The organism is Acinetobacter sp., assembly GCF_041911495.1.
Taxonomy (GTDB): Bacteria; Pseudomonadota; Gammaproteobacteria; order Pseudomonadales; family Moraxellaceae; genus Acinetobacter.
In genome coordinates, this window is record NZ_JAYROT010000029.1 from 1 (window position 1) to 25931 (window position 25931).

Genomic DNA, 25931 nt, shown 5'->3' on the forward strand with positions numbered 1-25931 from the left:
CGATATTTAAAATGATCTCTGAATGCTTGCTTTTCCTAAATGTATTGATATACAATGATTTCAGATAATGTCACTTAATGAAATTTATTATAAAAAAGTGGGTGACTTTTGCCAAGGTTGGGGTCGCGAGTTCGAGTCTCGATTCCCGCTCCAGATTTTGAAAGTTGTATATAAAGCTTGAACATTGATTCAAGCTTTTTTTATGTCTACTATTTTTTCTTATTGTTAAAAAATACAAACGAGCAGATATAGCAACGATGATGCAGTGTCCATGTGGTTCAAACCTTTCCTATTCAGCGTGCTGTGAAGTGCTACATCAAGGCAAAGCATTGGCACAGAATGCAGAACAATTGATGCGCTCACGCTATTGTGCATATGTGTTGCAAGAGATTGATTATATTGTTCAAACTACAGTGCCATCGCAACAAAACTTACTTGATCGGCAAGCAATCTTGACATGGAGTAAACAGACCAAATGGGATGGTTTAGAGGTCATTACGTATCAAGATAAACTTGGGAAAAGTCATGCACAAGTTGAATTCAAAGCCTATCTTTTGACGTCCAATGCAATATCTGTATCGGTTCGTGATGCACATCATGAGCGCTCTGCTTTTGTAAAAATTACCGAGAGGTGGTACTTCATTGATCCGACGGTAGCCATGCCAACCATGAAACAGCCTTGTCTTTGCGGTTCACAGAAAAAGTTTAAGAAATGTTGCTATCCATACTTGATGCGCTAAATGGTAGGAATGAGTTTGCTTTTACTGAGTAGGCTTTCGCGTCATTTTTGTCGAATTGATGAGAAATTTCGCTACAATAACGCTATCTTACGCTACACACTTTTGATGCAAATATGCTACTGACGGTTATTTATATTATTGCGATTACCGCTGAGGCGATGACAGGTGCGTTATCGGCTGGGCGACGCAGTATGGATTGGTTTGGGGTGATTCTGATTGCCTGTGTGACTGCGCTTGGTGGTGGTACGGTGCGTGACGTGGTGCTTGGGCACTATCCATTGACTTGGGTGAAGCATCCAGAGTATTTGATTTTGACCACGTGTGCAGCGTTATTCACGATTCTGATTGCCAATTGGATGAAGCATCTACGCAATATGTTCTTGTTGCTTGATGCGCTTGGCTTGATTGGTTTTACTATTATTGGGAGTCAGGTGGCAATCGAGATGGGACATGGTTTCGTCGTTGCAGGCGTTGCAGGCGTGCTGACTGGTGTGTCAGGCGGTATTCTGCGAGATATTTTGTGTAATGATGTGCCTTTAGTCTTCCGCCGTGAGCTGTATGCCAGTATTTCCTTTGCAGCGGTTGTGTTTTATTGGGTGTGTTTGAATTACATCCATTTAAGTCTTGAAATTACCGTCATTCTGACTTTAGTTTTTGGTTTTAGCTTACGTGTAGTGGCGATTTATTTTGGTTTAGAAATGCCAAAATTTATTTATAAAGAAGATGATGAGAGTTCGGCATCATCTACTGATGATCACTAAGTCTTGCGTTTTCTTTTTTGCTATTGTCGGTGGCATGATTTTGTGGCATGATTCGCACATTCTTGCTGAGTTGATAATCATCAATTCAGTGAACACAGTTTGACAAGGGGAGTAGCCTCCTCCAAACGAGAAGAAACATTAAGATTTTGATCTTCTCGTGTCAGATATCGTCAATACACTTTGCAAAAAGTCGGTATCTGAGCATCGTAAATGATTTACACCGTTAAATCTAAAGCGATGTAGGCAAGACCTTGATCATGTTGGTACAGGTGTTTTTTAACATCTGGCGACTGGTCGAGGTTTTTTTGTGTCTATACGATAGATAAAAAATTTCGCCACATTGCCAGATGCAGGAGTGGTTTATGGATTCTGTCGGTAATATTTGGCTGTATTTGGTATTTTTTGGCATCGTTTTCGTGATGCTATTGATTGATTTTCTTGGATTTAAACAAAAGCAAGGTGAAGCTGTTCCGATCAAGCAAGCGGCTTGGTGGAGTGCGGCATGGGTCACTGTAGCGATGTTATTCGCAGGTGGGTTGTGGCTGTATTTACAACAAAGCATTGGGGTTGAAGTTGCTAACCAAAAGACTTTGGAGTACATCACAGGTTATCTATTGGAAAAATCTTTAGCGATTGATAACGTCTTTGTGTGGTTGATGATCTTTGCGGCTTTTGCAATTCCGCCTGCGTTGCAACGTCAGATTCTGTTATACGGTGTGATTGGTGCAATTGTTTTACGAACCATTTTCATCTTGATTGGCGCATGGCTGGTTCAAGAGTTTTCGTGGATTCTCTATATTTTTGGTGCGTTCCTTGTCTACACAGGGATCAAATTCCTACGTGGTCAAGAAGAGGAGAGCAATGTAGAAAATATGGCATTGCTGAAATGGTTGCGTAAGCATGTGCCGATCACGCAGTCTTTGCATGGTAATAAGTTCTTCGTCCGTGAGCAAGGCAAGTTGTGGATTACGCCGTTATTTGTGGTGTTGATCTTGGTCGAGTTCTCTGATGTGATCTTTGCGGTGGATTCGATTCCTGCGATCTTTGCGGTCACAACCGACCCATTCATTGTACTAAGTGCAAACTTGATGGCGATTTTGGGTTTACGCGCGATGTTCTTCTTGCTGTCGGGTGCGGCGGCGAAGATGCATTATCTACCGTATGGTTTAGGAATTATCTTATTATTCATCGGCTTTAAGATGTTGATGCTCGATGTGTTCCATATGCCTGTATGGATTTCACTCGGCTTTATTGTTGTGGTGCTCAGTATTACGGCGTATATGTCGATTCAATATGCCAAAAAGCATGCTGATAATTCTCCTGATGCGAATTAGCAGTAACAAGTTAGTAGTAATAAGTCATCCGTAATATTCAGAAAATAAAAGATCCTCCCAAGCGGAGGATTTTTTATGTGAAAGGAATTTTTTAAAACTTAACAACGCTGAATTTGGTTGAAGCGCTCATCTTCTCGTTTATGCGCACTCACTTGTTGCAAGACTTTGTGAATAAAGCGTAGTTTATCCAACACGGTACTGGATAAAATAAACGGATAAGCGTCTTCAAGCCCCATACTTTGATTGAGTGAATTTAAACCATAAGATAATGCAAACCAGTTATTCAATGTGAGTTCGAAGTCTTGCGCATGAGTGGGTGCTTCGGTAAAGCGGAGTTCAGGTCCATTTTTATGACGCTTGTCCACGGTCATGCCAATGTGATATGCCGTATCTAAAGTGCTGAGCATATGTAGATAATGTGCCCATGTTTCCGCCCAATCTTCCCAAGGATGGCTCGAGGCATAAGTGCTAATGAAATGATCTTGCCAGTCTTTCGGTGCGCCGTGTTCATAATAATGTTGCAAGGCTTGACTATAATCTTGACGCTCATCACCAAAAATCTGTCGAAACTCATTAATCCAGTCGGTATTGGCGATCAATACATCAAAATAATAATGCCCACTTTCATGACGAAAATGTCCAAGTAAAGTCCGATAGTTTTCCCCCATTGTAATACGTGTTTGCTCACGATACAGGTGGTCGGCTTCATAGGCATTGAGTGTAATCACGCCATTGGCATGACCTGTCATCACAGGATGATCTTCGGTTGGAACGAGGAAATGAAAACTTAATCCTAGCGCATCATTAGGGTGTTGTTTTGGGCGAGGGAAGATGTCCAGACGCTGTGTAATGTATAAAAAGCGACGTTTGGAAATCTCGAGCTTTGACCAATATTCGATATTTTTTTCTTCTTGTAAATTGGGAATCACTGAGGTGAGCTGACATGAGCTACAAAATCGTGCAGGGTCATCAGCATCAATCATCCAGTTGCAGACATGGTATTCTTGATAATTGGCACAAGGGCGGTAATATTTTTCTGAACCATCCAATGCAAGCCAACCTTGTTCGGCTTGTTCAAAGGTCACCATATCTTGACTCGCAGGTAAGTAGCCAACGACCTTATTACAATTGATACAAAGGCTATTGGTGTACATAATCTGCGAATTGCAATGATTACAGTAAAAAACTTTCATAAAAGGGCAAACTAATCACAATCGTGTTTGATCATATTGTAGTTGGCTTAGATTGAAAAGTGGATGAGCAGATAAAGTGAAATATTTACTTAGCTACACTTGTTCAGTGTATGTTTTATGCGCTTTTTGAATAATTAACATTTCGTAATATAACGCATCTACAGTGGTTTTTTATGAAATATAATATAAAAAATAGATATCCCCTAAACAGGGGGTGTTATTTATTAATAATTACAATATAATAAAGTAATTAAACTTTAATAATACGATTCAAACCAAGGTAGTACAGGGGACGACCATGAAAAAATCAATACTCAGCCTAGGAATTATGACATGTCTATGCGCAGGTCTCAGTCATGCAGGATTTTTAGATAATGCACTGAAAGTTGCTTCTGCAATTCAAAACAAAGATACAGCTTCTGCGCTCAATCATGTTACAAACATGGCGACTTCTCAGCAAGCACAGAAACAAACCACAAACCAATATCAAAAACTGCACATACCGCACCATTAAGTGTTGGGCAATTGAGTGGTATGGATTGCGCTGCATTGGCAGTGACGGCAGCAAATGCCGAACGCGAAAAGAAAAGTTTGATTAGTCAAGCAGAGAACTACGACAACTTGAATGCACAAGTGCAACAAGAAGCGGCAGCAAATGGCAATAAGAAAATGCTAGGCGGTCTGATGTCTCTCGCTGGTAAAGTCATGGCAGAAACAGGTCGAGGTTCTGAATATTCGAATACTTTAGCGAATGTTGGTAATAACTTATCTAACTCGCAGGCAGAAATTCAATTGCAAGGTATGGATGCGCAACAAATTGTTGCAATGCATAAAAAGCATGATACTGATTTAGAAAATATCAAGATTTATCAAAAAGCAAAATCTTGCAAATTCTGAGTGTAATATTTAGGCGCTTTTGAGTTGCTTCAGAAATAACTTTTTAAACCACTTTAAAGAATCCAAATTTAAGGTGGTTTATTCTTTTTCGACTTTGATAATGGTATTGGTGAGCACATTCATCAAGACATAACGATCTTTGACTTTGACCCATTGTTGATAGCGTGATGGCTCAGAGAGGTTTTGACCATTTTTAAAATCAACACGTTCTGCATTGCGAAACTCTTCGGGTAATGGCATACCTGCTTTTAATCGTCCATCACCACGGTGACGCTTTTTCTCTTTAGATTTTCCTTTTTCTTGCTGATATTGTTCGTGTTGCATCTGTTCTGATGCCTCATCATGTTGATGTTTTTCATGTGGCGCAGCATGGCTCACATTGACCGCCAATAAGGGCAATACAATCAAAATCATTCCAGCAAGTTGTTTCATGAAGCAACCTATCTCTTTTCTATCTATTTACGCACATCTCTAATGAACAGCATCATAACCGATGCTTGCTGACGAGTGATGAATTTGGCTTTAGTTTTACGTGAAAACTATGTAGAAATAATGGATTTCGCATTTTTCTTACATATTCAGTCGTTTCACGCTTTGATTAGGCGTTTTCGATACACTTGTGAATTACGTTGATAGTTATACATCGCTTGACGCACGCTCGGCAATTCGCTGAGTTCAACTTTTTCAAAGCCTTGCTCCATAAACCAATGCCCTGTATGTGTAGTCAGCAAATACAGGTGTTGAATGCCTTGTGCTTTGGCACGTTGCTCAAGGAATTGTAGCACTTGTACGCCACGATTGGACTTGCGATAGTCTGGATGCACGGCGACACAAGCGATTTCCGCTGATGTTATTCCAGTTGCTGTTTTATTTTCACTTTCATTGTCGAGCGGATACAGCGCAGCGCAGGCAAGGATCATACCGTCACGTTCAATCACGGCAAAATGTTCAATCTCATCTTCAAGACGTTCACGGGAGCGATAGACTAAAATGCCTTGTTGTTCCAATGGACGCAGTAAATTCAATAATCCGCCGACATCGTTAATCGTTGCCTGACGCACCGCTTCATAGCCCATGGCAGTGACCAATGTCCCTAGACCATCTCGAGTAAATAACTCGCCAAGCAAAGCACCATTTTGATGATAAGACAATAAATGACAACGATTGACCCCTGCACGGCAGGCTTGCACAGCACCTGATAAATGTAAATATTGTTCTTTATTTGCTGAATCAAAATGACTTAAATAATGTTGTGCTTGGTGTGGATTGAGTTCACGAACTAAGCATTGATCGCTATCGAGGAAGCCACGTTGCTCACCGAGGAAAATGAGTTTATCCGCTTTTAAATCAATCGCAGCACGTGTCGCCACTTCTTCTGCACGTAGATTAAACACTTCACCTGTAGTTGAGTAGCCTGTTGGACCTAGCAAAACGATTTGACCATGTTGTAGATTGTGATTGATCGCATCGCTATCAATTGCACGTACTTCACCTGTCAGTTGAAAATCGACACCTTCGTGGATGCCAAAAGGTTTTGCGGTGACGAAATTTCCCGACACTACATCAATGCGTGCGCCATACATTGGCGAATTTGCCAATCCCATAGAGAGTAAGGCTTCAATCTGCAAACGAATCGAGCCCACCGCATTGAGTACCGCAGGCAAGGCTTCTCGTGTAGTAATGCGACGATGCTTTAAAAACGGTGTGTCGAGCTTGAGCTGTGCGAGATGTTGATTGATCTGCGGGCGTGCGCCATGCACTAAAACCAAACGAATGCCCAGTGCATGTAGTAGCGCAATATCGTGAATAATGTGTTGAAAATTATCAGACTGGAGTGCTTCACCCGCAAACATCAAGACAAAGGTTTTATTTCGATGCGTGTTGATGTAGGGTGCTGCATGACGAAACCAATGCACGTAGCTAGGTATGGAAGAATCAGGCGCAGATGACTGTTCAACAGAAGCATTGATCTGTGAAGGATTTTCTTGTGTATTGGCTTGAACTTGTTTTGTCACGACTTGTCCTAACTCTAGCGTGGTTTTAACTTTCCAAGCATAGCAAAAAGTGTTTAGGATAAGAAATAAATCATCATATGGTTATTTGCAAGGGTGTGATTTGCGGTGAATATTTTAATTTTAGGTTGTGGTCAGATTGGTCAAGCATTGGCTGAGCAACTTACTCAAGACGCTTACAATAAAGATCAGCATCTAGATCAAGCTCAGCATCACATTACCTGTGTCAGCCGAACAGCAAAAATATTTGCTCACAGCAATATTCAACATCTTGCGCAAGACATTCAAAGTTTAAATTTTCAAGATTTAGGTCTATCCAATCAACCAAGCTTTGATTGGGTCTATGTGATTGTTTCGCCGAGTGAGCGTAGTGTGGATGCTTATCAACGAATTTTTGTTGATACCGCTCGCCCAGTATTTCAAGCATTGCAACATCATCCTGTTGAAAAAGTCATCTTTATCTCATCGACACGAGTCTATGGTGAAGATCAAGGACGATGGATTAACGATGAAAGTATTCCAAATACAGATGATTCCATTGGTCAGACCTTGATTGCTGCAGAGCAACTGTGGTCAGCTTACTGGAAGGAAAAACTGACTATCATCCGCCCAAGTGGCTTATATCGGGAACAGAGTCCTTTTTTGAAAAAGAAAGCTTTAGAAACACATCAGCTTCACGTAAATCATTGGACGAACCGGATTCATCGCACGGATTTGGTCGGTTTTTTACAGTATTTAATGACTTTAGAGAATGTCGAATCAAGCTATATCTTGACCGATCAACGTCCGACTTTACAGCACGAATTATTCAATATAATCCGTGCAGAAAATCTGCTTGAACCGCTAAGAATTCATCCTGATGCAAAGACAACAGGCAAACGACTACGTGCCGATCGTTTTACGCAGTCAGGCTATAAGCTGAAATATCCTGTGCATCCATTGTTGACCAAGAAAATCCCCGCCTAGCCTCCCCTTTGAAAAGAGAGGAACGCCTATCTTAAGCCTGCTTTTTCATTCGCTCACGGATAAAGGTGATGATCGCTGGTAAAATACTCAGGAAAATAATACCGAAGATGACAAAGGTGAAATTGTCTTTGACCGTAGGAATATTACCAAACAAATAACCCAAAGTAATAAACGATGCCACCCAACAAATCGCACCGATCACGTTATAGCTTAAAAAATATTTATAATTCATCGAGCTGACCCCTGCAACGAAAGGTGCAAAAGTCCTTGCAAAGGGAATAAAACGAGCGAAAATAATCGTTTTTCCGCCATGCTTTTCAAAGAAAGCTTGGGTTTTCAACAAGTATACTTTATTGATCCAACGTGACTCGATGTTGAAGACACGAGGACCAATATATTTACCAATATGATAATTCAGTGTATCGCCAAGTACCGCAGCGATAAACAGTAAAAAAGTCAGTAAAAATGGATCCATTGCCCCTGTAGCAGCAAGCGCGCCCGCAGCAAACAGCAAGCTATCACCCGGTAGAAATGGCATGACGACTAAGCCAGTTTCGACAAAGATGATCAAGAATAAAATGCCGTAAATCCATACGCCATAATTGGTGACGAATTCGACCAAGTGTTGATCGACATGCAAAATAAAATCGAGCAAATACATTGCGGTTCATTCAAATAATAAATTTGCCTAATGCTAGCAGTTGTGGCGTCTGCTTGCATTAGTCAATCTGTGATTTTTTATCGTATTTGCTAAGCGTGCTATCTATGCAATAGACGCATCATAAAAAAATGCATAACTAAAGTGTTAATGGTAATCCGATTCTCGTTGATGACGAACTGCGAGAATCGTGACAATTTGGTATGGTTCAATTTCAAAGAGTGCAACATATCCCGACTCACCGAAAGGAATCAGCAACTCTCGAATATAAAGCGTATTTGTATCGGCTTTGCGACAAGAAAATGGAAAAATTTCTAATAAGCGAATGGCTTGTTGAATATTGTTCAAAGCCTGTTCGGCAAGTTGTATATCTGCGCTATTTTCTAAGAGAAAATCATATAAGCGTAATAAATCGTTTTCAGCTTCTTTGGTAAAACGTATTTGATAAGAAGTCATTGTGTTGAATGCTTTGCTTTGTGTCGTTTGAGCCGATGTTGCAATTTTTCCAACACATGATCTGCATCAATATACTCACCTGTTTGTCGTGCTTTATCGCGAGATGCCAATCCGTGAGCTAAAAACTCGGCATTTGCTTGACGTAATTCCACTTGTTGTCGAATGGCATGCTCCATGAATTGCGACAAGCTTTCACTCTCCTGTAACACACTTTCGGTGTCTTCACGCAATTGAGGCTCGACTCGTAAAGAGGGAAAAGTTGCTGTTTTCGATGCGATTTTCATAAAGAATACCTCGACTTTATAAGTGCATTGCATTTGCAATGCACTTTAGCATACCATTCATTCATTGTTCAATAGTTGCGCATTTTTAAACTTATCCTGTATTGCGCAATCCTGCCGCAATCCCTGCAATCGTTACCATCAGCGCATGATCGACTGGCGTCTGTTCTAGCCCTTGCTCAAGATATTGCCGACGACGGCTCATCAGCTCTGCTTGCAAGAGATGCAATGGCAATAAATAGGTTTTGCGCACACGCATGGATTGATCAAAGTTGTCTTTATCACCTTTCAGTGCAGATTCAGATTTGAGCTGTAATAAAGTTTCTACAGCTTTATCAAGTCGATCACGTAGACTTTGCCCTAGTTCGATCAACGCAGGATCATCGGTAAGATGAGCCTCATAATATTGTGCAATACGTGGATCAGCCTTTGCCAAGACCATTTCCAACATGTCAATTAAAGTATTGAAATAAGGCCACTTTTCCAACATGGTGAGTAAGGTGTCTTTTTGCTGTGCATCAAGCGCATGTTCAATCGCAGCACCTGTACCAAGCCATGCAGGGAGCATCAAGCGAATTTGCGTCCATGCAAACACCCACGGAATCGCACGTAAAGACTCAATGCCACCACCGACTTTACGCTTCGCAGGACGTGAGCCAAGTGGCAACATTTGTAGTTCTAATTCAGGTGTCACAGTACGTAAATAACGGACAAAATCAGGATGTTCACGCACCGTTTTACGATACAGTTGCACTGATTCTGCGGTCATCGTGTGCATTAAATCTCGCCAAGCAGGCTCAGGCTTTGGCGGTGGCAGTAAGGTCGCCTTGAGTGTAGCAGCACAATAAATTTCTAAATTCTGAATGGCGATTGGCTCTAAACCAAATTTAAAACGGATCATTTCGCCCTGTTCGGTGACACGAATTGCACCTTTGATCGAACCTGGTGGCTGTGCATAGAGGGCTTGATGAGTTGGTGCACCACCACGACTAATTGAACCACCACGACCGTGAAATAAGGTCAATTGAATGCCGTGCTTTTGTGCAACGTCGGTGAGCTGTTCTTGTGCACGGTATTGCGCCCAATTTGCCGACATAAAGCCTGCATCTTTGGCAGAATCCGAATAGCCAATCATCACTTCATGTTTGCCTTGAATGCGCTGTTTGTACCACGGAATATTCAACAACTGCTCAATGGTCGATGCTGCACGATCAAGGTCATCTAAGGTTTCAAACAGTGGCACGACACGTAGCGGTTTCGTCACGCCTGCTTCTTTTTGCAGTAACATCACAGCCAGTACATCACTTGGATATTCCGCCATCGAAATGATATATGCGCCAAGTGACTCATGCGGTTGTTGTGCCAACATCTTCACAGTAGCTAAGACTTCCTGCACTTCATCATTGGCTAAAGCATCATCTTTACCGATTTCGAGCTGATGCGGAAGTAATGGACGTTTATTGGCAAGTTCCTGAATCAACCAAGTTTGTTTGGCTTGTTCGCTCCATGTAGAAAATTCACCTAAACCAAGAAATGCTGTAATCGCACTCACAGCTTGACGATGACGAGTGGATTCCTGGCGAATGTCTAACTTTAACAGTTCAATGCCAAAACAATTGGCACGACGAATCACATCAAGTAGAAAGCCATTAGCAATATTTTGCATTTTACTCTCTACAAGCGATTGATAGCAGTCGTGTAAAGGCTCAAGCAACTCAGATGTAGACTGCAAAACGCCTGTGTCATCTAAATTGCTTTGTCCATGTAATCGTGCGTCTAACCATTTCAAAGTGAGTTGCAAGCGATCTCGTAGATCACGTAAACGCTCACGATACGGCTCAACATGGTGATTTACTTTCTCTGCGAATTCCTCCGTGCATTGTTGCATGGAGAGCGCCCACCGCAGATTTTCAATATCTTTTAAAAATAAATCCGCTGCTTTCCAACGTGAAAGTAATAGCACTTCTTCGGTCACTCTGTGCGTGACATTCGGATTGCCATCACGATCGCCACCCATCCATGAAGCAAAGCGAATCGGCGCACTATCTAAAGGTAAACGCTCTCCACAGTGCGTCAATACCAACTGATCAAGTTCACGGATGAATTTTGGTACAGCCGTCCAAAGGGTTTGTTCAATGGTGGTAAATCCCCATTTTGCTTCATCGACAGGTGTAGGGCGCTTCTGACGAATTTCATCGGTCTGCCATGCGGCGGTGATTTCTTGTTGTAACTCGGATTCGAGCTGTGATTGCTCAATTGGCGTGAGTTTGCGTTGATCGAGTTCTGCAAGGCAACGGCTAATATCATCATATTTTTGAATCAGCGTGCGTCGGCTCACTTCAGTTGGATGTGCCGTCAACACCAGTTCAATATGCAAATTACAGATGCTGTCAAACAGTGTTTGCGTATCAATATTTTCAGATTGAGTGAGTTTAAAAAGTTGTTGTAAGACATTACTTTGATTCAGCGTATCGCCATCTAAATCGAATTGATTACGACGACGCTGACGCACACCATGATACTGCTCAGCAATATTGGCAAAGTTCAGAAAATGGGTAAAAGCACGGCTCAGCGGAAGCGCATCTTCATCACTTAAATGTTGTAAAAAATCTTCAAGCTCTTGCTGAGCTTGTGCATCACCATCTCGTGCGCCTTTGGCATATTTACGAATGTGTTCGACTTGATCGTAGAGTGTCTGTCCGACGTGTTGCTTTAATGTGTCACCTAAATAATTTCCCAGTAAACGCACATCATCTCGTAGTTCAACATCGATTTCGGATTGACTCATGATCTCTTTAGCTCCTCAAAATTTGGGTAAAATCTCAATAAACGCTTTGCTTCAATATGCTTACTAGCCTACTTTGTTTAATTTACTTGGCTTAGTCTACTCGCTTTGGTGATCTTGCCACAAATCTGTCCTGCTAAAGTCTGATATAGATTGTATGAAAAGTGTATGACATGGCATTAAAGCGAAGCTTCCGCTCATGATTAAGAGCAAAGCAAAAAGCGTGCAATGTTCGGTGGGAGGTTAAGAGCTGAAATTTAACGCACAGGATAAATTTTAAAAAAGATGCTTAATTGCTTTTTAATTTTTGCTTTGATTTGCGCAAGATCAGGTACAGGATCAATGCCCCAAATAACCCGATCATGATGCACATCGGTCATTAGACTGCAAAATAAGTCAATGGCAACTGATTCATCATCCATGTCGATCAATTGATGTTGTTGAAATTGCTGAAATAACGAGAGTAAGTTCGTACGAGTTTGTTGTGGTCCTGCATTATAAAATAAGCTCACCAATTCAGGGGCTTGGCTCGCTAGACTGGTCATCAGTTGATGCAGTTTGATTGCCTCTTCACTGTAAACCATGTTTAAAAAAGCCACTGCTAAATCAGTTAAATGCGCTTCGACAGATTTGTTTGGATCAAGCTGATAATAATGTTTTGGCAATCGTTGATCGCAAACCATTGCGATTGCCGCACTAAATAATTGCGCCTTATCTTGAAAATGATTATAGACCGTGAGCTTAGACACGCCTGCGACTTTGGCAATGCTATCCATGCTAGTGCCATCATAACCACAACTTAAGAAGCTTTGCGTTGCAGCTTCTAATATGGCTTGGCGCTTTTTAAGATCTTTGGGACGACCAACTTGGGGTTGCATAGGGCGATATTTCCAAGAACAGAGATTGACTATACAGACATTAAAAAATGTCTAGCTTACAATAGCAACAATTATTATACTCATAAGCATAGAAATTGCGAAGCATGAAGATAACGCATCGCTCGTATGGAATCGCAAGCGTGTATTGACGCAGAAAAAAGAGTGCAAAACATGAAAAAACGACAGCATTTCGGGGCTTGGACAACGATCAGTATTGCAATATTGCTTAGCTTGGTTATGGTTGGGTGCAATAAACAAGAGCAAGCACCTGAACAGCTTAAAATCGTCATGGTGACTCAGCCAAAAACCAGTAGCCAACAGCTACACAGTTATGCAGGCGAAGTCCAAGCACGTCAACAAACCAATCTTGCATTCCGTGTCGGGGGACAAATTGTTGAAAGATCGGTGGATATTGGCGATCGTGTGAGTGTCGGGCAAGTGCTCGCTCGCTTAGATGTCAAAGATGCCAATCTTGAGTTGAATGCTGCTCGGGCACAGTTAGAACAGGCACAATCTACATTGGCAAATGCACAAGCGGAGCTCAAACGATTTGGACAATTACTGCCTGCAAATGCGGTGAGCCGTTCGCAGTATGACAGCGTTGAAAATCAATATAAATCTGCACAGTCGAGCTTAAAACAAGCGCAATCCAACTATGCCATGGCACAAAACCAAAGTCAGTACAATCAACTTCGTGCCAACAAAAACGGCGTAATTACCAGTCGTGAGATCGAAGTCGGTCAAGTGATTGCTGCGGGTCAGACGGCGTATCAGCTTGCGTTAGATGGCGAGCGTGAAGTGGTGATCGGTGTTGCAGAAAATGCGGTGCGTGATTTGCGTGTCGGTCAATCGGCAACGGTGAGCCTCTGGTCTGCGCCTGATCAGCGTTATGATGCGTATGTGCGTGAGATTTCTCCTGCTGCGGATCAAAGTCGTACTTTCCAAGTTAAAGTTGCACTACGAGATCGAAGCCAAGCGATACAGCTTGGACAAAGTGCACGTGTCTATTTCCAAACTGCAACAGATGCTCAGCTGAGTATTCCGTTATCGAGTGTTTCTGCGATTGATGAAAAGCCGTATGTGTGGGTGATCAACCCCAATCAAACTTTAAAGCGGACGTGGGTGCAACTGGGCGAATATAAGCATGATCGTGTTCGAGTCATGGCGGGTCTACAGCCTGATCAATGGGTCGTGGTTGGTGGGGTGCATTTGCTCCGTGAGAAACAAAAAGTACGTCTAGTTGATGTCAATAACAGACCAGTTTCTCTTGAAGACAAAACAATACAGCAAAGCAATAATCAGACACAAACCAGCCCAATTCAGAAAGCATCAGCTTCGACTCAAAAAACCACATCGGAGGGTTAAATCATGTCATTTAATCTTTCAGAGTGGGCACTGAAAAATAAAGGCTTAGTGCTCTATTTTATGGTGCTTTTGGCGGTTTTAGGTTTTATTTCTTATTCCAATCTATCGCAAAGTGAAGACCCACCGTTTACCTTTAAGGTGATGGTGGTGCAGACCTATTGGCCGGGTGCAACGGCTGAAGAAGTGTCCCTACAGGTCACAGACCGCATCGAAAAAACGCTGATGGAAACTGGCAAATATGACCGTATCACGGCGTATTCTCGACCGGGCGAATCTATGGTGACCTTTGTTGCCAAAGATTCAATGCGTTCGGCGCAGATCCCCGATGTATGGTACGACGTACGCAAAAAGATCGGCGATATGAAACACGAATTGCCTCAAGGTGTACAAGGACCATTTTTTAATGATGAGTTCGGAGATACCTACGGCAATATCTATGTGCTGACTGGTGCAGACTATAATTATGGCGTCTTAAAAGAATATGCAGATCGCTTACAACTTCAGTTACAACGTGTGGCGGATGTTGGGAAAGTTGAACTGGTTGGTTTGCAAGATGAAAAAGTTTGGGTAGAAATTTCCAATACCAAAGCGGTCAATTTGGGGATTCCTGTCACTCAGATTCAACAAGTTTTAAATGCACAAAACAGTATTAATTCAACAGGTTATTTTGAAACAAATAGTGATCGTATTCAGCTTCGTGTTAGCGGTGAGTTAAATTCAATTGATGAACTACGTGAAATGCCACTTTTGGTCGGTGATCGTACGATTAAGCTCGGTGATGTGGCAGAAGTCTATCGTGGTTTTAGCGAACCTGCGCAACCTCGTATGCGTTTCATGGGTGAGAACGGTATTGGCATTGCGGTTTCGATGCGCAAAGGCGGTGATATTCTTGCTCTCGGTGAAAATCTCGAAGCGGAATTTGCTCGCTTACAAGACACTTTGCCAGTCGGAATGAGCTTGAGCAAAGTATCAGATCAACCTGTTGCGGTTAAGCGTAGTGTCAATGAGTTTATGAAAGTTCTTGCTGAGGCAGTGATTATCGTTTTGCTTGTGAGTTTCTTCTCTCTAGGCTTTCGTACTGGTTTGGTGGTGGCATTTTCCATTCCGCTGGTCTTGGCGATGACCTTTGCAGGTATGAATATGTTCGATGTGGGATTGCATAAAATCTCTCTCGGTGCACTCATTCTCGCACTCGGGCTTCTCGTCGATGATGCCATTATCGCTGTGGAAATGATGGCGATCAAAATGGAGCAGGGCTATAGTCGGCTCAAAGCAGCAGGCTATGCGTGGACGAGTACAGCATTTCCAATGTTGACAGGGACACTCATCACTGCAGCAGGCTTCTTACCGATAGCGACTGCGCAATCAGGGACTGGCGAATACACACGTTCGATCTTCCAAGTGGTGACTATTGCTTTGGTGGTGTCTTGGGTGGCAGCGGTCATATTTGTGCCTTATCTCGGTGCAAAACTATTGCCTGATTTTCAGAATATGCGTCAGCAAGCGCCGTGGTATCAACGTCTATGGGCAAAGCTTCGTAAACAACCTGCACCGCAGGCCCCTTCACATCATGATCAGCATAATGAGCATCACGACCCATACCAAACTAAGTTTTACCAACGCTTTCGTGAGATGGTCAATGCTTGCGTTGAGTATCGTAAAACCGTGATTGTGGCGACGATATTAGTCTTTGTTGGTTCATTGGCATTGTTTAAAACCGTACCACAGCAGTTCTTCCCGCCATCTAACCGAGCAGAGATTTTGATTGATCTCAAGCTTGAAGAAGGTGCGTCACTCAAAGCGACTGAGCAAGCGGTACAAAAAGTTGAGCAATTCTTAAAGACTCAAGACGGTATTGATAACTATGTGGCCTATGTCGGTACAGGCTCGCCACGTTTTTATCTACCACTTGATCAACAGCTGCCACAAGCCAGCTTTGCACAGTTTGTAGTCCTTGCATCGACCTTGGAAGAGCGCAATGAAATTCGTCAAAATCTAGATCAGAAATTGCGTGAAATACTACCGCAAGTGCGTACACGTGTGTCTTTGCTTGAGAATGGTCCACCAGTCGGATATCCAATTCAATATCGTGTCTCGGGCGAAGATGTCGGTGAAGTGCGCAAATGGGCACAACAGCTTGCATCAACTTTAGGTGAACAAGCAGATGTCACCAATGTACACCTTGATTGGGGTGAACCAAGTAAAATCATTTATCTCAATGTCGATCAAGATCGTGCACGTCAGATGGGTGTGAGTAGCCAAAACTTGGCAAACTTCCTGAGTAGCTCATTGACAGGCAGTGTCATCGACCAATATCGTGAAAAACGTGAATTGATCGAAATCCGTATGCGTGGCGAAGCCGATGAGCGTATTGATGTCGGCGCATTGGCAAGCCTTGCCGTACCAACCAACAATGGTGGTAGTGTGCCACTGGCGCAGATTGCCAAAATCGAATATCGCTTTGAAGATGGGTTGATTTGGCATCGTAATCGCTTGCCAACCATCACCGTGCGTGCAGATATGCGTACCGAAAAACAACCTGCCACTTTCATTGCTGAAATGACGGAGAAAGTTGATGCGCTTCGTCAGCAAGTGCCAAATGGCTACTTAATCGAAGTCGGTGGTACAGTCGAAGAGTCAGCACGTGGTCAAAAGTCTGTAAATGCAGGCATGCCATTGTTCTTGGCAGTAGTATTTACCTTGTTAATGCTACAGCTGAAGAGTATTTCTCGCTCGATCATTGTGTTGCTCACCGCACCATTAGGCATAATCGGTGTCACAGTATTCTTATTGCTCTTTGGCAAGCCATTTGGTTTTGTGGCGATGCTCGGGACGATTGCGTTATCAGGTATGATCATGCGTAACTCATTGATTTTGATTGATCAAATCGAACAAGATATTGCGACAGGTTCTGATCGGTGGACTGCGATTATCGAATCGACCGTGCGACGCTTCCGTCCGATTATCTTGACCGCACTGGCTGCAGTGTTGGCGATGATTCCACTGTCTAGAAGTATCTTCTTTGGACCAATGGCGGTGGCGATTATGGGTGGGTTGATTGCGGCAACTGTGCTGACACTATTCTTCTTGCCTGCGGTCTATGCAGCATGGTTCAAAGTCAAGAAAGACGAACATATCGAAAATAGGGCGTAGTATGCAAAAACTACTATCTTCTCTTGCCGATATGTAGTATTTTTGCAATACATTTAGGTCTGTTAAGGTTGCATTAACGCTCGTTTAATGTTGCTACAGACCTTGTAGAGCATTCTATACAACGTGGTATGGACTAGAAATAACGCTCGCATATTGAGGTAGAGATGGGTCAGGAACAGCAAAAACGACAGCAAAAGCAAATACTTCTCGCTTATGTGATGATGTTTCTGAGCCTGTTTACTTTGGTGCCTATTTTATTGAGTTATTGGTTGGCAGCGCGTTTGACACATGTCGATGATATTGAAGTTTGGCTCAATGCACATGCGCTTTGGATCGTGAGAACTTTGCTGATTTTTATTTGCATTGCAGTATTTGCGACGCTTTGGTTTATTCCTTTGTATTTCTTTGTTTGGGATCAGCATACGTGGGTCACGGCTTGCACCATTGCAGGTGTGATCTTTTCCATTGTAGCGTGGCTATATCTACTGAACTCTTGGTTGAAGGGCTTTATTAAATTTTTTCAACGTAAATCGGTATATTGATCTTACTGTGATGTTATAAAAAAATAATCCATTGATGCTCCTCTCTTTGTGTCATTCCTCAAAAAAATTCGCAAAACCACTTGTAAAAAAATCAATCGCCCCAATGATTAGCGCATTCGAAATTGTAATTATTTTTTCCGTATCAGCTTTATCAAACTTTTTAGATATTGCTTTTCAGAATAACACGTGAGGAGTACAGCTGTTCATGGCAAAGCGTGACTATTATGAGGTTTTAGGTGTTGCTAAAACCGCCAGCGATGACGAAGTAAAAAAAGCCTACCGCAAACTGGCGATGAAATACCACCCAGACCGCAACCCTGATAATGCTGAAGCAGAAGAAAAATTTAAAGAAGCGACAGAAGCTTACGAGATTATTTCTGATCGTGAAAAGCGTAGCATGTATGACCGTATGGGTCACAGCGCTTTTGAAGGTGGTTTTGGTGGCGGTGGTGGCTTCGGTGGTGGTGGTTTTAGTGCTGAAGATATTTTTAGCCAATTTGGTGATATTTTTGGTGGTGCATTTGGTGGTGGCAGTCGTGGTCAGCAACGCCAACGTCGTGGCTCAGATCTACGCTATGTGATGGAACTCAGCCTTGAAGAAGCGATCAAAGGCGTCAAGAAGACCATTACTTTCTCAGCGCCTGCACCTTGTAATACTTGCGATGGTAAGGGTGCCAAGAATCCAAATGATGTAGAAACGTGTAAAACCTGTCATGGTGCAGGTCAAGTGCGCATGCAACAAGGTTTCTTTGCGGTACAGCAGACCTGTAGTACCTGTCGTGGCGTAGGTAAAACCATTAAAAATCCATGTAATACCTGTCATGGTAGCGGTATCCAAGATCGTCAACAGACTTTGGAAGTGACTATTCCTGCGGGTGTGGATAATGGCGATCGTGTACGCCTCACAGGTAAAGGCGAAGCGATGCGTGATGGTCAGTCAGGTGACTTGTACGTGGAAGTAGTGGTGCGTGAGCATGAAATCTTCCAACGTGATGGTGCAGACCTCTATATGGATGTGCCAGTCAGTATTGCTGATGCAGCACTTGGACGTGATTTGGAAATCCCAACACTCGATAGTCGTGTGAGTTTAAAAATTCCAGAAGGAACGCAAACAGGCAAAATGTTCCGTCTACGTGGTAAAGGTGTTAAACCTGTACGTAGCACAATGGTGGGTGACTTGCTTTGTCGTGTTGTGGTAGAAACGCCAACCAATCTCAATGAAAAGCAACGTGAATTGCTCCGTGAATTTCAACAGACTTTGGGCGAAAACAACTTACAAAACGATACGAAGAAAAAGAAAGGTTTCTTTGACAAAGTTTCGGACTTGTTTGACTAAGCTCAGCGGTATCTATCTTAAAATGCTTGCATCTTGCAGGCATTTTTTATGCAAGTTTCACACGGAGTTTGTGAAGAATGCTGAAATTCAACATAAAAATGCAGTGATGTATAGGATTTCACCTTTCAGCATGGCAAAGTTTTGTTATAGTAAAGCACAATTTTTTATCGCTAGATTTTGATTCGAGGCAGTTATGGCAAATTCACCACGTATAGGCATTCTCGGTGCAGGTGGTCGCATGGGACGTACCTTAATTCAAGCGGTTCAACAAGCTGGCTATCAACTCGCAGCAGCAGTTGAGCGCCCTGAAAGTAGCTTGGTCGGGACGGATGCGGGTGAGTTGGCAGGTGTGGGTGCGCTCGGTGTCAAAGTGGTTGGCAGTATCGAAGAAGCCTTACCACAATGCGATGTAGTGATTGACTTTACCGTGCCTGCGGCGACAGAGCAGCATTTGCAAGCATGTCAGAAAGCGAATGTGGCGATGGTCATTGGGACGACTGGTTTTAATGATGCGCAAAAAGCCTTGCTTGATGAAACAGCGAAATCTATTCCTGTGGTGTATGCAGCCAACTACTCAGTTGGTGTCAATGTATCGATCAAACTCCTAGAGCTTGCGGCAAAAGCCTTTGGTGATACGGTGGATGTCGAAGTGGTCGAAGCCCATCACCGTCACAAAGTTGATGCGCCATCTGGTACAGCGCTGATGATGGGTGAAGCTGTTGCAGGCGCACTTGGACGTGATCTCAAAGAAGTTGCAGTGTATGGCCGTGAAGGTATTACAGGTGTACGTGATCGCCAAACGATTGGCTTTGAAACCATTCGTGGTGGTGATATTGTTGGTGAACATAATGTGATGTTCATTGGGGAAGGTGAACGCTTGGAAATCAAACACATGGCAACCAGTCGGATGAACTTCGCTGGCGGTGCTGTTCGTGCAGCGGCATGGGTGATTGGCAAGTCTGCGACACGCTACGACATGCTTGATGTATTGGATTTGAAATAAGACATCAATAGGTGGTTACAAAGACACCTTTTGTCATACATTTCTGCACAGCTTTAACAGAAATGTAGCGGACAAAGCAAGGCGGTTTATCTACACTGCTAAGGGATGTTTAAACCGCCTCAGTAATAGTGTTGAGAAACATGGGCGATATAGGGCGACAACCCTGAAAACAAAAATGAACGTATAACGACAGTATTGGACAAGATTGGATCCCAAGGATATGTTAAAACACCTCAATGCAATTCTCATGTTGCTGTTTATCAGTAGTATGTTGCTCAGCACAGCCACCCATGCCAAAAGCAAAGAACGACTCGGTATAAACAAGCAAGGTATTAAAGTTTGGACATATTAAAGCAAAGATAATCCAATGCTCGAATATCGTGCGGAAACTGTCTTAGACACGACTCTAGAGAATGCGACAGGTTTGATCTTGGATGTTGAGCGTGGCAAAAAGTGGGTGCCATATATGTCTGATATTCAAGTGATTGAACGTGATGATAAGGCGGGTGAGTTTATTATTTATTGCCGAATGGACTTTCCATTTCCTCTCAATGATCGTGATGTTGTGATTCAAGGCAACTATCGCAAAGACAGTTATGGACGCATTATTATCAACAATAAAGCGATCAATGACCCACGTGTACCGATCAAAAATAATGTGATACGTATATCGGATTATGAAGGCGACTGGATCGTGACCAAGCTGAGTGCCAAACAAGTCAAAGTGACTACATCAGGTTTTGCTGATCCTGCGGGTGCGATTCCAACCAGTTTTGTCAATACCTTTGTCGAGCAACAGCCGTATCAGATGTTGCAACGAATGAAAGACCAAGTCAAAGTGGTTAATTACACCTTAAAAGACTTGCCTTCAGTTTTAAAATAGCTCGTCTTGAAATAGTCTAAATAGACGTGCTGCGCTGTGTAATGTATCGGATAGGTTAGTATCAATGCACTCCGTTCTGAGCTTTACGCTTTGCAACGGAAGAATGGCACTAAATCAGCTATTTTATTGATGATTCCGCATTGCATAGCAGAGAAGCTTAAATGAACACGATTGCACAATATCCATTGTACCTCGCCAATAAAGCCGTTGAAACACAACAGCTTTTGGACGTCGATGATAAATATGCTCAGCAAGTCTTTGCCAAAGTCAGTCTTGCCGATGAGCGTATCGTAGAGCAAGCCATCGTTGCCGCTGTTCAAGCCGAGTCGGCAATGGCAAAATTGAAGCCATTTCAAAAACAAGCGATTCTTTTACATTGTGTTGAACAGTTTAAAAAACGTCGTGAAGAGCTGACAGAAGTTTTGATTCTTGAAGGTGGCAAACCACGAAAAGCCGCTCAAGGCGAAGTTGAACGTCTGATTAATACCTTTCAATTAGCCGCAGATGCCACCACACAACTGGCTCAAGGTGATGTCATGCCATTGGCAGTGACACCTGCTTCGGCACACTATCGAGGTATGGTGCAACATGTACCGATTGGTGCGATTGCCTTGATTAGTCCGTTTAATTTTCCTTTGAATTTGACTGCACACAAAATTGCGCCTGCGATCGTAGCAGGTTGTCCATTTGTGCTTAAACCTGCGAGTCTAACGCCGATTAGCGCATTGATCATTGGTGAGATTTTGGCACAAACGGATTTACCTGAAGGCGCGTTTTCGATCTTGCCAAGTACTCGTGATGCCGCAGATCAGCTGGTCACCGATGATCGCTTAAAACTGCTCAGCTTCACAGGTTCGGATCAAGTCGGTTGGGACATGAAAGCACGTGCAGGACGTAAAAAAGTCACACTTGAACTGGGTGGCAATGCAGCGGTGATGATTGAACCTGATACGGTTATTGATGATGCGTTGATTGATCGTCTGATCACTGGTGGTTATGCACATGCAGGGCAGATTTGTATCAGTGTGCAACGTGTGTTAATTCATCAAGATATTTATGCAGTACTAAAAAATAAACTGGTTGAAAAGCTTCGCAATATCAAAGCACAAGATCCAATGCAAGATGACACCATCGTTGGGCCAATGATTAAGCACAAAGAAGCAGAGCGCTTAAAACAATGGTTGGATGAAGCCACAGATAAAGGTGCGACATTGCTTTTAGGTGGTTCTTTAGATGGTGTGTTGTTTGAGCCGTCGTGATTAGAAGGGGTGAGTCCGGACTGTCAGATTTATAAAGACGAAGCGTTTGGACCAGTGATGATTTTGGAGTCATATTCAGATTTCACAGCGGGCATTGAAAAAATCAATTCAAGCCGATTTGGTCTACAAGCTGGTGTTTATACACAAAATTTAAATAAAATGATGCAGGCATGGGATGAGCTTCATGTAGGCGGTGTGATCATTAATGATGTGCCGACTTTCCGTGTCGACAATATGCCCTATGGTGGTGTCAAAGACTCTGGGCTTGGACGTGAAGGCATTCAATCCGCTATTGCAGATATGCAAGAGCCACGTTTATTGGTCATCAAACAACCCAATTAATCAAAACAAGTTAATCAAGTCAAAAGCATCAGAACAAGTTAATCAGAAATTGAAGTAAAATCTATCGTTTTAGTTTTAGCTTCAAATTCAGTTAAACTAATGACATAGAGTAAATTAGGAACAATCTATGAAAAGTTGGAAACAACTCAGCACAGCATTGATGATCTCAGGATCACTTAGTGGCTTGGCGCTACTCACTACAACTGCACAAGCAGACATGCTTGGCGTGTATGGCAGTGTGGACTATTGGAATCTGCAAGGTGAATACAACAAAACACCTGAAGGCACAAGTCTAAGAAGTGCAAATAGTCTGGACTTAGATGACAAAGGTCAGGCGCAAGTCTCTTTGGCTTTTGAGCATCCAGTGCCACTGATTCCAAACGGAAAAATCCGCTATACAGGGATTGACGTCGATACCGAAAAACAGAACCTTGCAGGTAATGCGCCGTATAATATTGATTTGGATTCAACCGATTTCATTTTGTACTATGAGATTTTAGACAATATCGTCAGTGTTGATGTGGGTGTAGCAGCCAAACAACTTGATGGAGATGTGACATTCAACAGCACGGTGGGTGCGGACAAAGTTGAAATCAGCGAAACTGCGCCGATGATCTATGCATCAGCAGGTGGAAAATTACCATTTACAGGATTGAGTGCAAAGGCTGAGGTGCTTGCAACCAACTATGATGATACGCAAATCACTGATGCATCAGCAGAAATTAAATATAACTTTGTTGAAAATCTATTAATCGATCTTGGCGCAAAAGTCGGCTATCGTATCTTGAATATCGAGCTTGATGATCAAGATGGCTTCGATACTAAGTTTGATTTTGATGGACCTTATATCGGCTTAGAAGCGCATTTTTGATTTTTATAGTTTAAACTCAAGATGTTGCAATTCTACTTGTAAACTAAGATGTATTAAAAATGGATGCCTTAGCATCCATTTTTTTTACGACTTGGTATTTTGATATTACGTTCCACGTGAAACACTCAAGCTCGCTTTAAAGGCCATTTCAAAGTTATAAAGTATTCCAAAATTGACGGAATGATTTTGCGGTATTGATCCAATGCTGTTTGGCAGCTTGATGAATCGTCGTCATATTGATAAAGCCGTGCGGCTGATCTGCGATATTCACAAAATGGGTTTTTACCCCTGCATGTTTGAGTTTTTGTGAATACAGTTCGCCTTCGTCATGTAACACATCAAACTCAGCTGTCATCACGTATGCAGGTGCTAGACCTTCCAGTTTGCCAAATAGCGGTGAAATAATTGGGTCGTCAAGTTCGACTTCATGACGTTCAGGATAAAATGCAGTGACATGATCAATATCCTCACCAGTCAGTACCAAACCTTCTTTATATTTATAAAATGAAGAATAACGGCTTTTAAAGTCAACCGCAGGATAGATGAGAAGCTGTGATTGTGGTGCAAAGCTTTGATTTTTAGACACTTGTGCAACAACTGCAGTAATATTTCCACCTGCGCTATCGCCTGCAATGGCAATGCGATTTGGTGCAATGTTCAGTTCTTTTTGATGTTCAAAAGCCCACTCTAGTGCCTCAACACAGCATTTGATCATCTGCTGTGCAGAATGCTCAGGTGCTCTCGGATAGTCGATGCTAAGGACTTGAACATTGGCGTGTTTTGCCAGCAATCGGCAAGCTTCATCATGCGTATTTAATCCGCCAACCACAAAACCACCGCCATGATAGAACACGATCATCGGCAGAGTTTGTTTTGGGTTGGGGTGATAATGTCGAGCTGGTGTCATGCCCGAATCAAGTGGTAAATGTAAATCTTTGACCTAGGCGATTTTGGTTGGGTTGCTTTGAAACGCAGTCATTTGATCGAGAAAAAGTTTTCGACTTTTTCGATAATCCGCTTTGACAAAACCCGAATGCCCTTGTTTGTGCTGTACCGCTAAAATACATTGATAAAACGGATGAAGTGCTGCAAATGGATAATGATAACCAAGCATACGGGCAAGTCTGCGTTGAACGGGTTTAGGTGCACGGTCAATGGCTTTGGCACTGTGTCCTTGCGTTTTTAGCATGAGCTTTTGCAGATCAAATAGCTTACTCATAATTACTCCATATTGCTGTTTTTCTTGTCATAAAATAGCTGTGCTCTACACTGTTTATCCATAGTTGCACAGTTCGGTAAATCTCGTTGCACAAGGCACGTCGATTCTATACAGGGCATCGCATATTGCGCTTTAAGCTCGAGATATAGTCAACACAATAACTTGAAAACTTGGATTGTCAAGTTGAAGTTTGAGCGATTGATGGATAATAAATAGGAGAAATGGCCATGTATAAGATCGTTTTGGTATCATTGGTCACTGCAATCTCAGCTGTAGGTTGTGTGGTTGCACCAACTGATTATGAACGCTATCCACGGTCAGGCGGAGTATATGGATATCCAGATCGCTACCCTGATGGACGTTATGATAACCGTAGAGAATATGAGCGCCAACGTCAGTACGAAATAGATCGTGCTCGTCAGCGTCAGATTGAATATCGAGAACGTCAACAACGTCTTGAAAGAGAGCGTGATCGTAAAAAACATTATGAACAACAACGTCAACGTGCTGAATGGGAGCGGAAGCGTCGGGAACAACAGGCTCGTGAAGAACGTGCAAGACAAGATAAAGCTCGCTTAGAGCGTGAACGCCGAGATCGTCTTGAAGCACAGCGCAAAGCGCAAGCAGAGAAAAAGCGTTATCAAGAACAGCGTCAGCGAGCAGAACGTGAACGCAAAGCTCGAGATAAAGCAAGACAAGATCGTGAGCGCAAAGAACGTCTAGAAAAGCAACGTCAACAAGCACATGACAAAGCGGACGACCGTCGTAAGCGCTTGATTGAAGCGAAAGAACGGGCGGATAGAGCACGATTTGAACGAATCCACCGATAAGCTACGGTGAATCATTTGAAAAAATATTTGGTGCTAGATTATTGAAATTAAATTAAAAAAAAGATTGTTGAATAAAACTTAATCAGCAATCATGTCCCTGATATTAAAAAAAATGTCGCAATTATGATAATCTGCGGCATTTTTTACAGTATGCTACAGATGAAGCA

Annotated in this window: 21 protein-coding genes and 3 pseudogenes; 15 read left to right on the forward strand and 9 right to left on the reverse strand. The window is 42.6% G+C overall.

The window, feature by feature from the left end:
• Positions 1 to 257 precede the first annotated feature (257 nt).
• The 3 genes from ACE3PQ_RS03185 (at position 258) to ACE3PQ_RS03195 (ending at position 2835) form a co-directional block, all read left to right on the forward strand.
• Entirely contained in the window at positions 258 to 740 is a 483-nt protein-coding gene (locus ACE3PQ_RS03185; protein WP_374295171.1) for a YchJ family protein, read from the forward strand.
• Positions 741 to 853: 113 nt separating this feature from the next.
• Positions 854 to 1501, forward strand: coding sequence for a trimeric intracellular cation channel family protein (locus ACE3PQ_RS03190; protein ID WP_374295173.1), 648 nt, complete (start codon positions 854 to 856; stop codon positions 1499 to 1501).
• 362 nt (positions 1502 to 1863) lie between these two features.
• Positions 1864 to 2835 (forward strand): TerC family protein, encoded by a 972-nt coding sequence (locus ACE3PQ_RS03195; protein ID WP_374295175.1) that lies wholly within the window; start codon positions 1864 to 1866, stop codon positions 2833 to 2835.
• Between the two features lie 98 nt (positions 2836 to 2933).
• Here the strand turns inward: ACE3PQ_RS03195 and ACE3PQ_RS03200 are convergent, their stop codons facing one another.
• Complete coding sequence (locus ACE3PQ_RS03200) at positions 2934 to 4028, reverse strand: putative zinc-binding metallopeptidase (RefSeq protein ID WP_374295177.1); 1095 nt, start codon at positions 4026 to 4028, stop codon at positions 2934 to 2936.
• A 298-nt stretch (positions 4029 to 4326) separates the two neighbouring features.
• On the opposite strand from ACE3PQ_RS03200, the gene ACE3PQ_RS03205 reads away from it, so the two are divergent.
• Positions 4327 to 4542, forward strand: a complete 216-nt coding sequence (locus ACE3PQ_RS03205) for a hypothetical protein (protein WP_374295179.1) — start codon at positions 4327 to 4329, stop codon at positions 4540 to 4542.
• A 20-nt stretch (positions 4543 to 4562) separates the two neighbouring features.
• Positions 4563 to 4925: a hypothetical protein gene (locus ACE3PQ_RS03210; RefSeq protein WP_374295181.1), complete on the forward strand. Its 363-nt coding sequence runs from the start codon at positions 4563 to 4565 to the stop codon at positions 4923 to 4925.
• Positions 4926 to 5003: 78 nt separating this feature from the next.
• Here the strand turns inward: ACE3PQ_RS03210 and ACE3PQ_RS03215 are convergent, their stop codons facing one another.
• Both ACE3PQ_RS03215 and argA read right to left on the reverse strand, forming a co-directional pair.
• A complete protein-coding gene (locus ACE3PQ_RS03215; protein ID WP_374295183.1) occupies positions 5004 to 5357 on the reverse strand; it encodes an RcnB family protein in 354 nt (117 codons plus the stop codon).
• 155 nt (positions 5358 to 5512) lie between these two features.
• Positions 5513 to 6895, reverse strand: coding sequence for an amino-acid N-acetyltransferase (gene argA / locus ACE3PQ_RS03220; RefSeq protein ID WP_374295224.1), 1383 nt, complete (start codon positions 6893 to 6895; stop codon positions 5513 to 5515).
• A gap of 150 nt (positions 6896 to 7045) precedes the next feature.
• On the opposite strand from argA, the gene ACE3PQ_RS03225 reads away from it, so the two are divergent.
• Positions 7046 to 7903, forward strand: coding sequence for an NAD-dependent epimerase/dehydratase family protein (locus ACE3PQ_RS03225; protein ID WP_374295185.1), 858 nt, complete (start codon positions 7046 to 7048; stop codon positions 7901 to 7903).
• 31 nt (positions 7904 to 7934) lie between these two features.
• Here the strand turns inward: ACE3PQ_RS03225 and ACE3PQ_RS03230 are convergent, their stop codons facing one another.
• The 5 genes from ACE3PQ_RS03230 to ACE3PQ_RS03250 form a co-directional block, all read right to left on the reverse strand.
• Complete coding sequence (locus ACE3PQ_RS03230; RefSeq protein WP_374295187.1) at positions 7935 to 8564, reverse strand: DedA family protein; 630 nt, start codon at positions 8562 to 8564, stop codon at positions 7935 to 7937.
• 144 nt (positions 8565 to 8708) lie between these two features.
• A complete protein-coding gene (locus tag ACE3PQ_RS03235) occupies positions 8709 to 9017 on the reverse strand; it encodes a type II toxin-antitoxin system RelE/ParE family toxin (RefSeq protein ID WP_374295189.1) in 309 nt (102 codons plus the stop codon).
• Entirely contained in the window at positions 9014 to 9301 is a 288-nt protein-coding gene (locus ACE3PQ_RS03240; RefSeq protein WP_374295191.1) for a YlcI/YnfO family protein, read from the reverse strand. Before ACE3PQ_RS03240 ends, ACE3PQ_RS03235 begins: the two co-directional genes overlap by 4 nt.
• A gap of 91 nt (positions 9302 to 9392) precedes the next feature.
• Positions 9393 to 12086 (reverse strand): phosphoenolpyruvate carboxylase, encoded by a 2694-nt coding sequence (ppc, locus tag ACE3PQ_RS03245; RefSeq protein ID WP_374295193.1) that lies wholly within the window; start codon positions 12084 to 12086, stop codon positions 9393 to 9395.
• Between the two features lie 254 nt (positions 12087 to 12340).
• Positions 12341 to 12961 carry a TetR/AcrR family transcriptional regulator gene (locus ACE3PQ_RS03250; protein WP_374295194.1) on the reverse strand — a complete coding sequence of 207 codons (621 nt, stop codon included), beginning with the start codon at positions 12959 to 12961 and terminating at the stop codon, positions 12341 to 12343.
• Positions 12962 to 13132: 171 nt separating this feature from the next.
• On the opposite strand from ACE3PQ_RS03250, the gene ACE3PQ_RS03255 reads away from it, so the two are divergent.
• The 8 genes and pseudogenes from ACE3PQ_RS03255 (at position 13133) to ACE3PQ_RS03290 (ending at position 23715) form a co-directional block, all read left to right on the forward strand.
• Positions 13133 to 14326 (forward strand): efflux RND transporter periplasmic adaptor subunit, encoded by a 1194-nt coding sequence (locus ACE3PQ_RS03255; RefSeq protein ID WP_374295196.1) that lies wholly within the window; start codon positions 13133 to 13135, stop codon positions 14324 to 14326.
• Positions 14327 to 14329: 3 nt separating this feature from the next.
• On the forward strand, positions 14330 to 17479 hold the full coding sequence (locus tag ACE3PQ_RS03260) for an efflux RND transporter permease subunit (protein WP_374295197.1): 3150 nt from the start codon (positions 14330 to 14332) through the stop codon (positions 17477 to 17479).
• 164 nt (positions 17480 to 17643) lie between these two features.
• On the forward strand, positions 17644 to 18021 hold the full coding sequence (locus ACE3PQ_RS03265) for a hypothetical protein (RefSeq protein ID WP_374295198.1): 378 nt from the start codon (positions 17644 to 17646) through the stop codon (positions 18019 to 18021).
• Between the two features lie 205 nt (positions 18022 to 18226).
• Positions 18227 to 19357: a molecular chaperone DnaJ gene (gene dnaJ / locus ACE3PQ_RS03270; RefSeq protein WP_374295200.1), complete on the forward strand. Its 1131-nt coding sequence runs from the start codon at positions 18227 to 18229 to the stop codon at positions 19355 to 19357.
• Between the two features lie 193 nt (positions 19358 to 19550).
• On the forward strand, positions 19551 to 20360 hold the full coding sequence (gene dapB / locus ACE3PQ_RS03275) for a 4-hydroxy-tetrahydrodipicolinate reductase (RefSeq protein WP_374295201.1): 810 nt from the start codon (positions 19551 to 19553) through the stop codon (positions 20358 to 20360).
• Positions 20361 to 20580: 220 nt separating this feature from the next.
• Positions 20581 to 21243, forward strand: a pseudogene (locus ACE3PQ_RS03280) (START domain-containing protein).
• 161 nt (positions 21244 to 21404) lie between these two features.
• A pseudogene (locus ACE3PQ_RS03285) lies at positions 21405 to 22844 on the forward strand (aldehyde dehydrogenase family protein).
• Between the two features lie 127 nt (positions 22845 to 22971).
• Positions 22972 to 23715, forward strand: a complete 744-nt coding sequence (locus ACE3PQ_RS03290; RefSeq protein ID WP_374295202.1) for a TIGR04219 family outer membrane beta-barrel protein — start codon at positions 22972 to 22974, stop codon at positions 23713 to 23715.
• 154 nt (positions 23716 to 23869) lie between these two features.
• Here ACE3PQ_RS03290 and ACE3PQ_RS03295 read toward each other — a convergent pair.
• Positions 23870 to 24934, reverse strand: a pseudogene (locus ACE3PQ_RS03295) (alpha/beta hydrolase).
• Between the two features lie 227 nt (positions 24935 to 25161).
• Here ACE3PQ_RS03295 and ACE3PQ_RS03300 point away from each other — a divergent pair.
• Positions 25162 to 25764: a hypothetical protein gene (locus ACE3PQ_RS03300; protein WP_374295204.1), complete on the forward strand. Its 603-nt coding sequence runs from the start codon at positions 25162 to 25164 to the stop codon at positions 25762 to 25764.
• The last annotated feature ends 167 nt before the right edge of the window (positions 25765 to 25931 follow it).

Bases quoted from the DNA above. Each gene is read 5' to 3' on its own strand.
- ACE3PQ_RS03300 (WP_374295204.1), top strand. From the start codon at position 25,162: ATGTATAAGATCGTTTTGGTATCATTGGTCACTGCAATCTCAGCTGTA.
- ACE3PQ_RS03205 (WP_374295179.1), top strand. From the start codon at position 4,327: ATGAAAAAATCAATACTCAGCCTAGGAATTATGACATGTCTATGCGCA.
- ACE3PQ_RS03290 (WP_374295202.1), top strand. From the start codon at position 22,972: ATGAAAAGTTGGAAACAACTCAGCACAGCATTGATGATCTCAGGATCA.
- dapB (WP_374295201.1), top strand. From the start codon at position 19,551: ATGGCAAATTCACCACGTATAGGCATTCTCGGTGCAGGTGGTCGCATG.
- ACE3PQ_RS03190 (WP_374295173.1), top strand. From the start codon at position 854: ATGCTACTGACGGTTATTTATATTATTGCGATTACCGCTGAGGCGATG.
- ACE3PQ_RS03235 (WP_374295189.1), bottom strand. From the start codon at position 9,017: ATGACTTCTTATCAAATACGTTTTACCAAAGAAGCTGAAAACGATTTA.
- ACE3PQ_RS03230 (WP_374295187.1), bottom strand. From the start codon at position 8,564: ATGTATTTGCTCGATTTTATTTTGCATGTCGATCAACACTTGGTCGAA.
- ACE3PQ_RS03195 (WP_374295175.1), top strand. From the start codon at position 1,864: ATGGATTCTGTCGGTAATATTTGGCTGTATTTGGTATTTTTTGGCATC.
- ACE3PQ_RS03215 (WP_374295183.1), bottom strand. From the start codon at position 5,357: ATGAAACAACTTGCTGGAATGATTTTGATTGTATTGCCCTTATTGGCG.
- ACE3PQ_RS03210 (WP_374295181.1), top strand. From the start codon at position 4,563: ATGGATTGCGCTGCATTGGCAGTGACGGCAGCAAATGCCGAACGCGAA.
- ACE3PQ_RS03185 (WP_374295171.1), top strand. From the start codon at position 258: ATGATGCAGTGTCCATGTGGTTCAAACCTTTCCTATTCAGCGTGCTGT.
- ACE3PQ_RS03200 (WP_374295177.1), bottom strand. From the start codon at position 4,028: ATGAAAGTTTTTTACTGTAATCATTGCAATTCGCAGATTATGTACACC.
- ACE3PQ_RS03240 (WP_374295191.1), bottom strand. From the start codon at position 9,301: ATGAAAATCGCATCGAAAACAGCAACTTTTCCCTCTTTACGAGTCGAG.
- ACE3PQ_RS03250 (WP_374295194.1), bottom strand. From the start codon at position 12,961: ATGCAACCCCAAGTTGGTCGTCCCAAAGATCTTAAAAAGCGCCAAGCC.
- ppc (WP_374295193.1), bottom strand. From the start codon at position 12,086: ATGAGTCAATCCGAAATCGATGTTGAACTACGAGATGATGTGCGTTTA.
- ACE3PQ_RS03260 (WP_374295197.1), top strand. From the start codon at position 14,330: ATGTCATTTAATCTTTCAGAGTGGGCACTGAAAAATAAAGGCTTAGTG.
- ACE3PQ_RS03265 (WP_374295198.1), top strand. From the start codon at position 17,644: ATGGGTCAGGAACAGCAAAAACGACAGCAAAAGCAAATACTTCTCGCT.
- dnaJ (WP_374295200.1), top strand. From the start codon at position 18,227: ATGGCAAAGCGTGACTATTATGAGGTTTTAGGTGTTGCTAAAACCGCC.
- ACE3PQ_RS03255 (WP_374295196.1), top strand. From the start codon at position 13,133: ATGAAAAAACGACAGCATTTCGGGGCTTGGACAACGATCAGTATTGCA.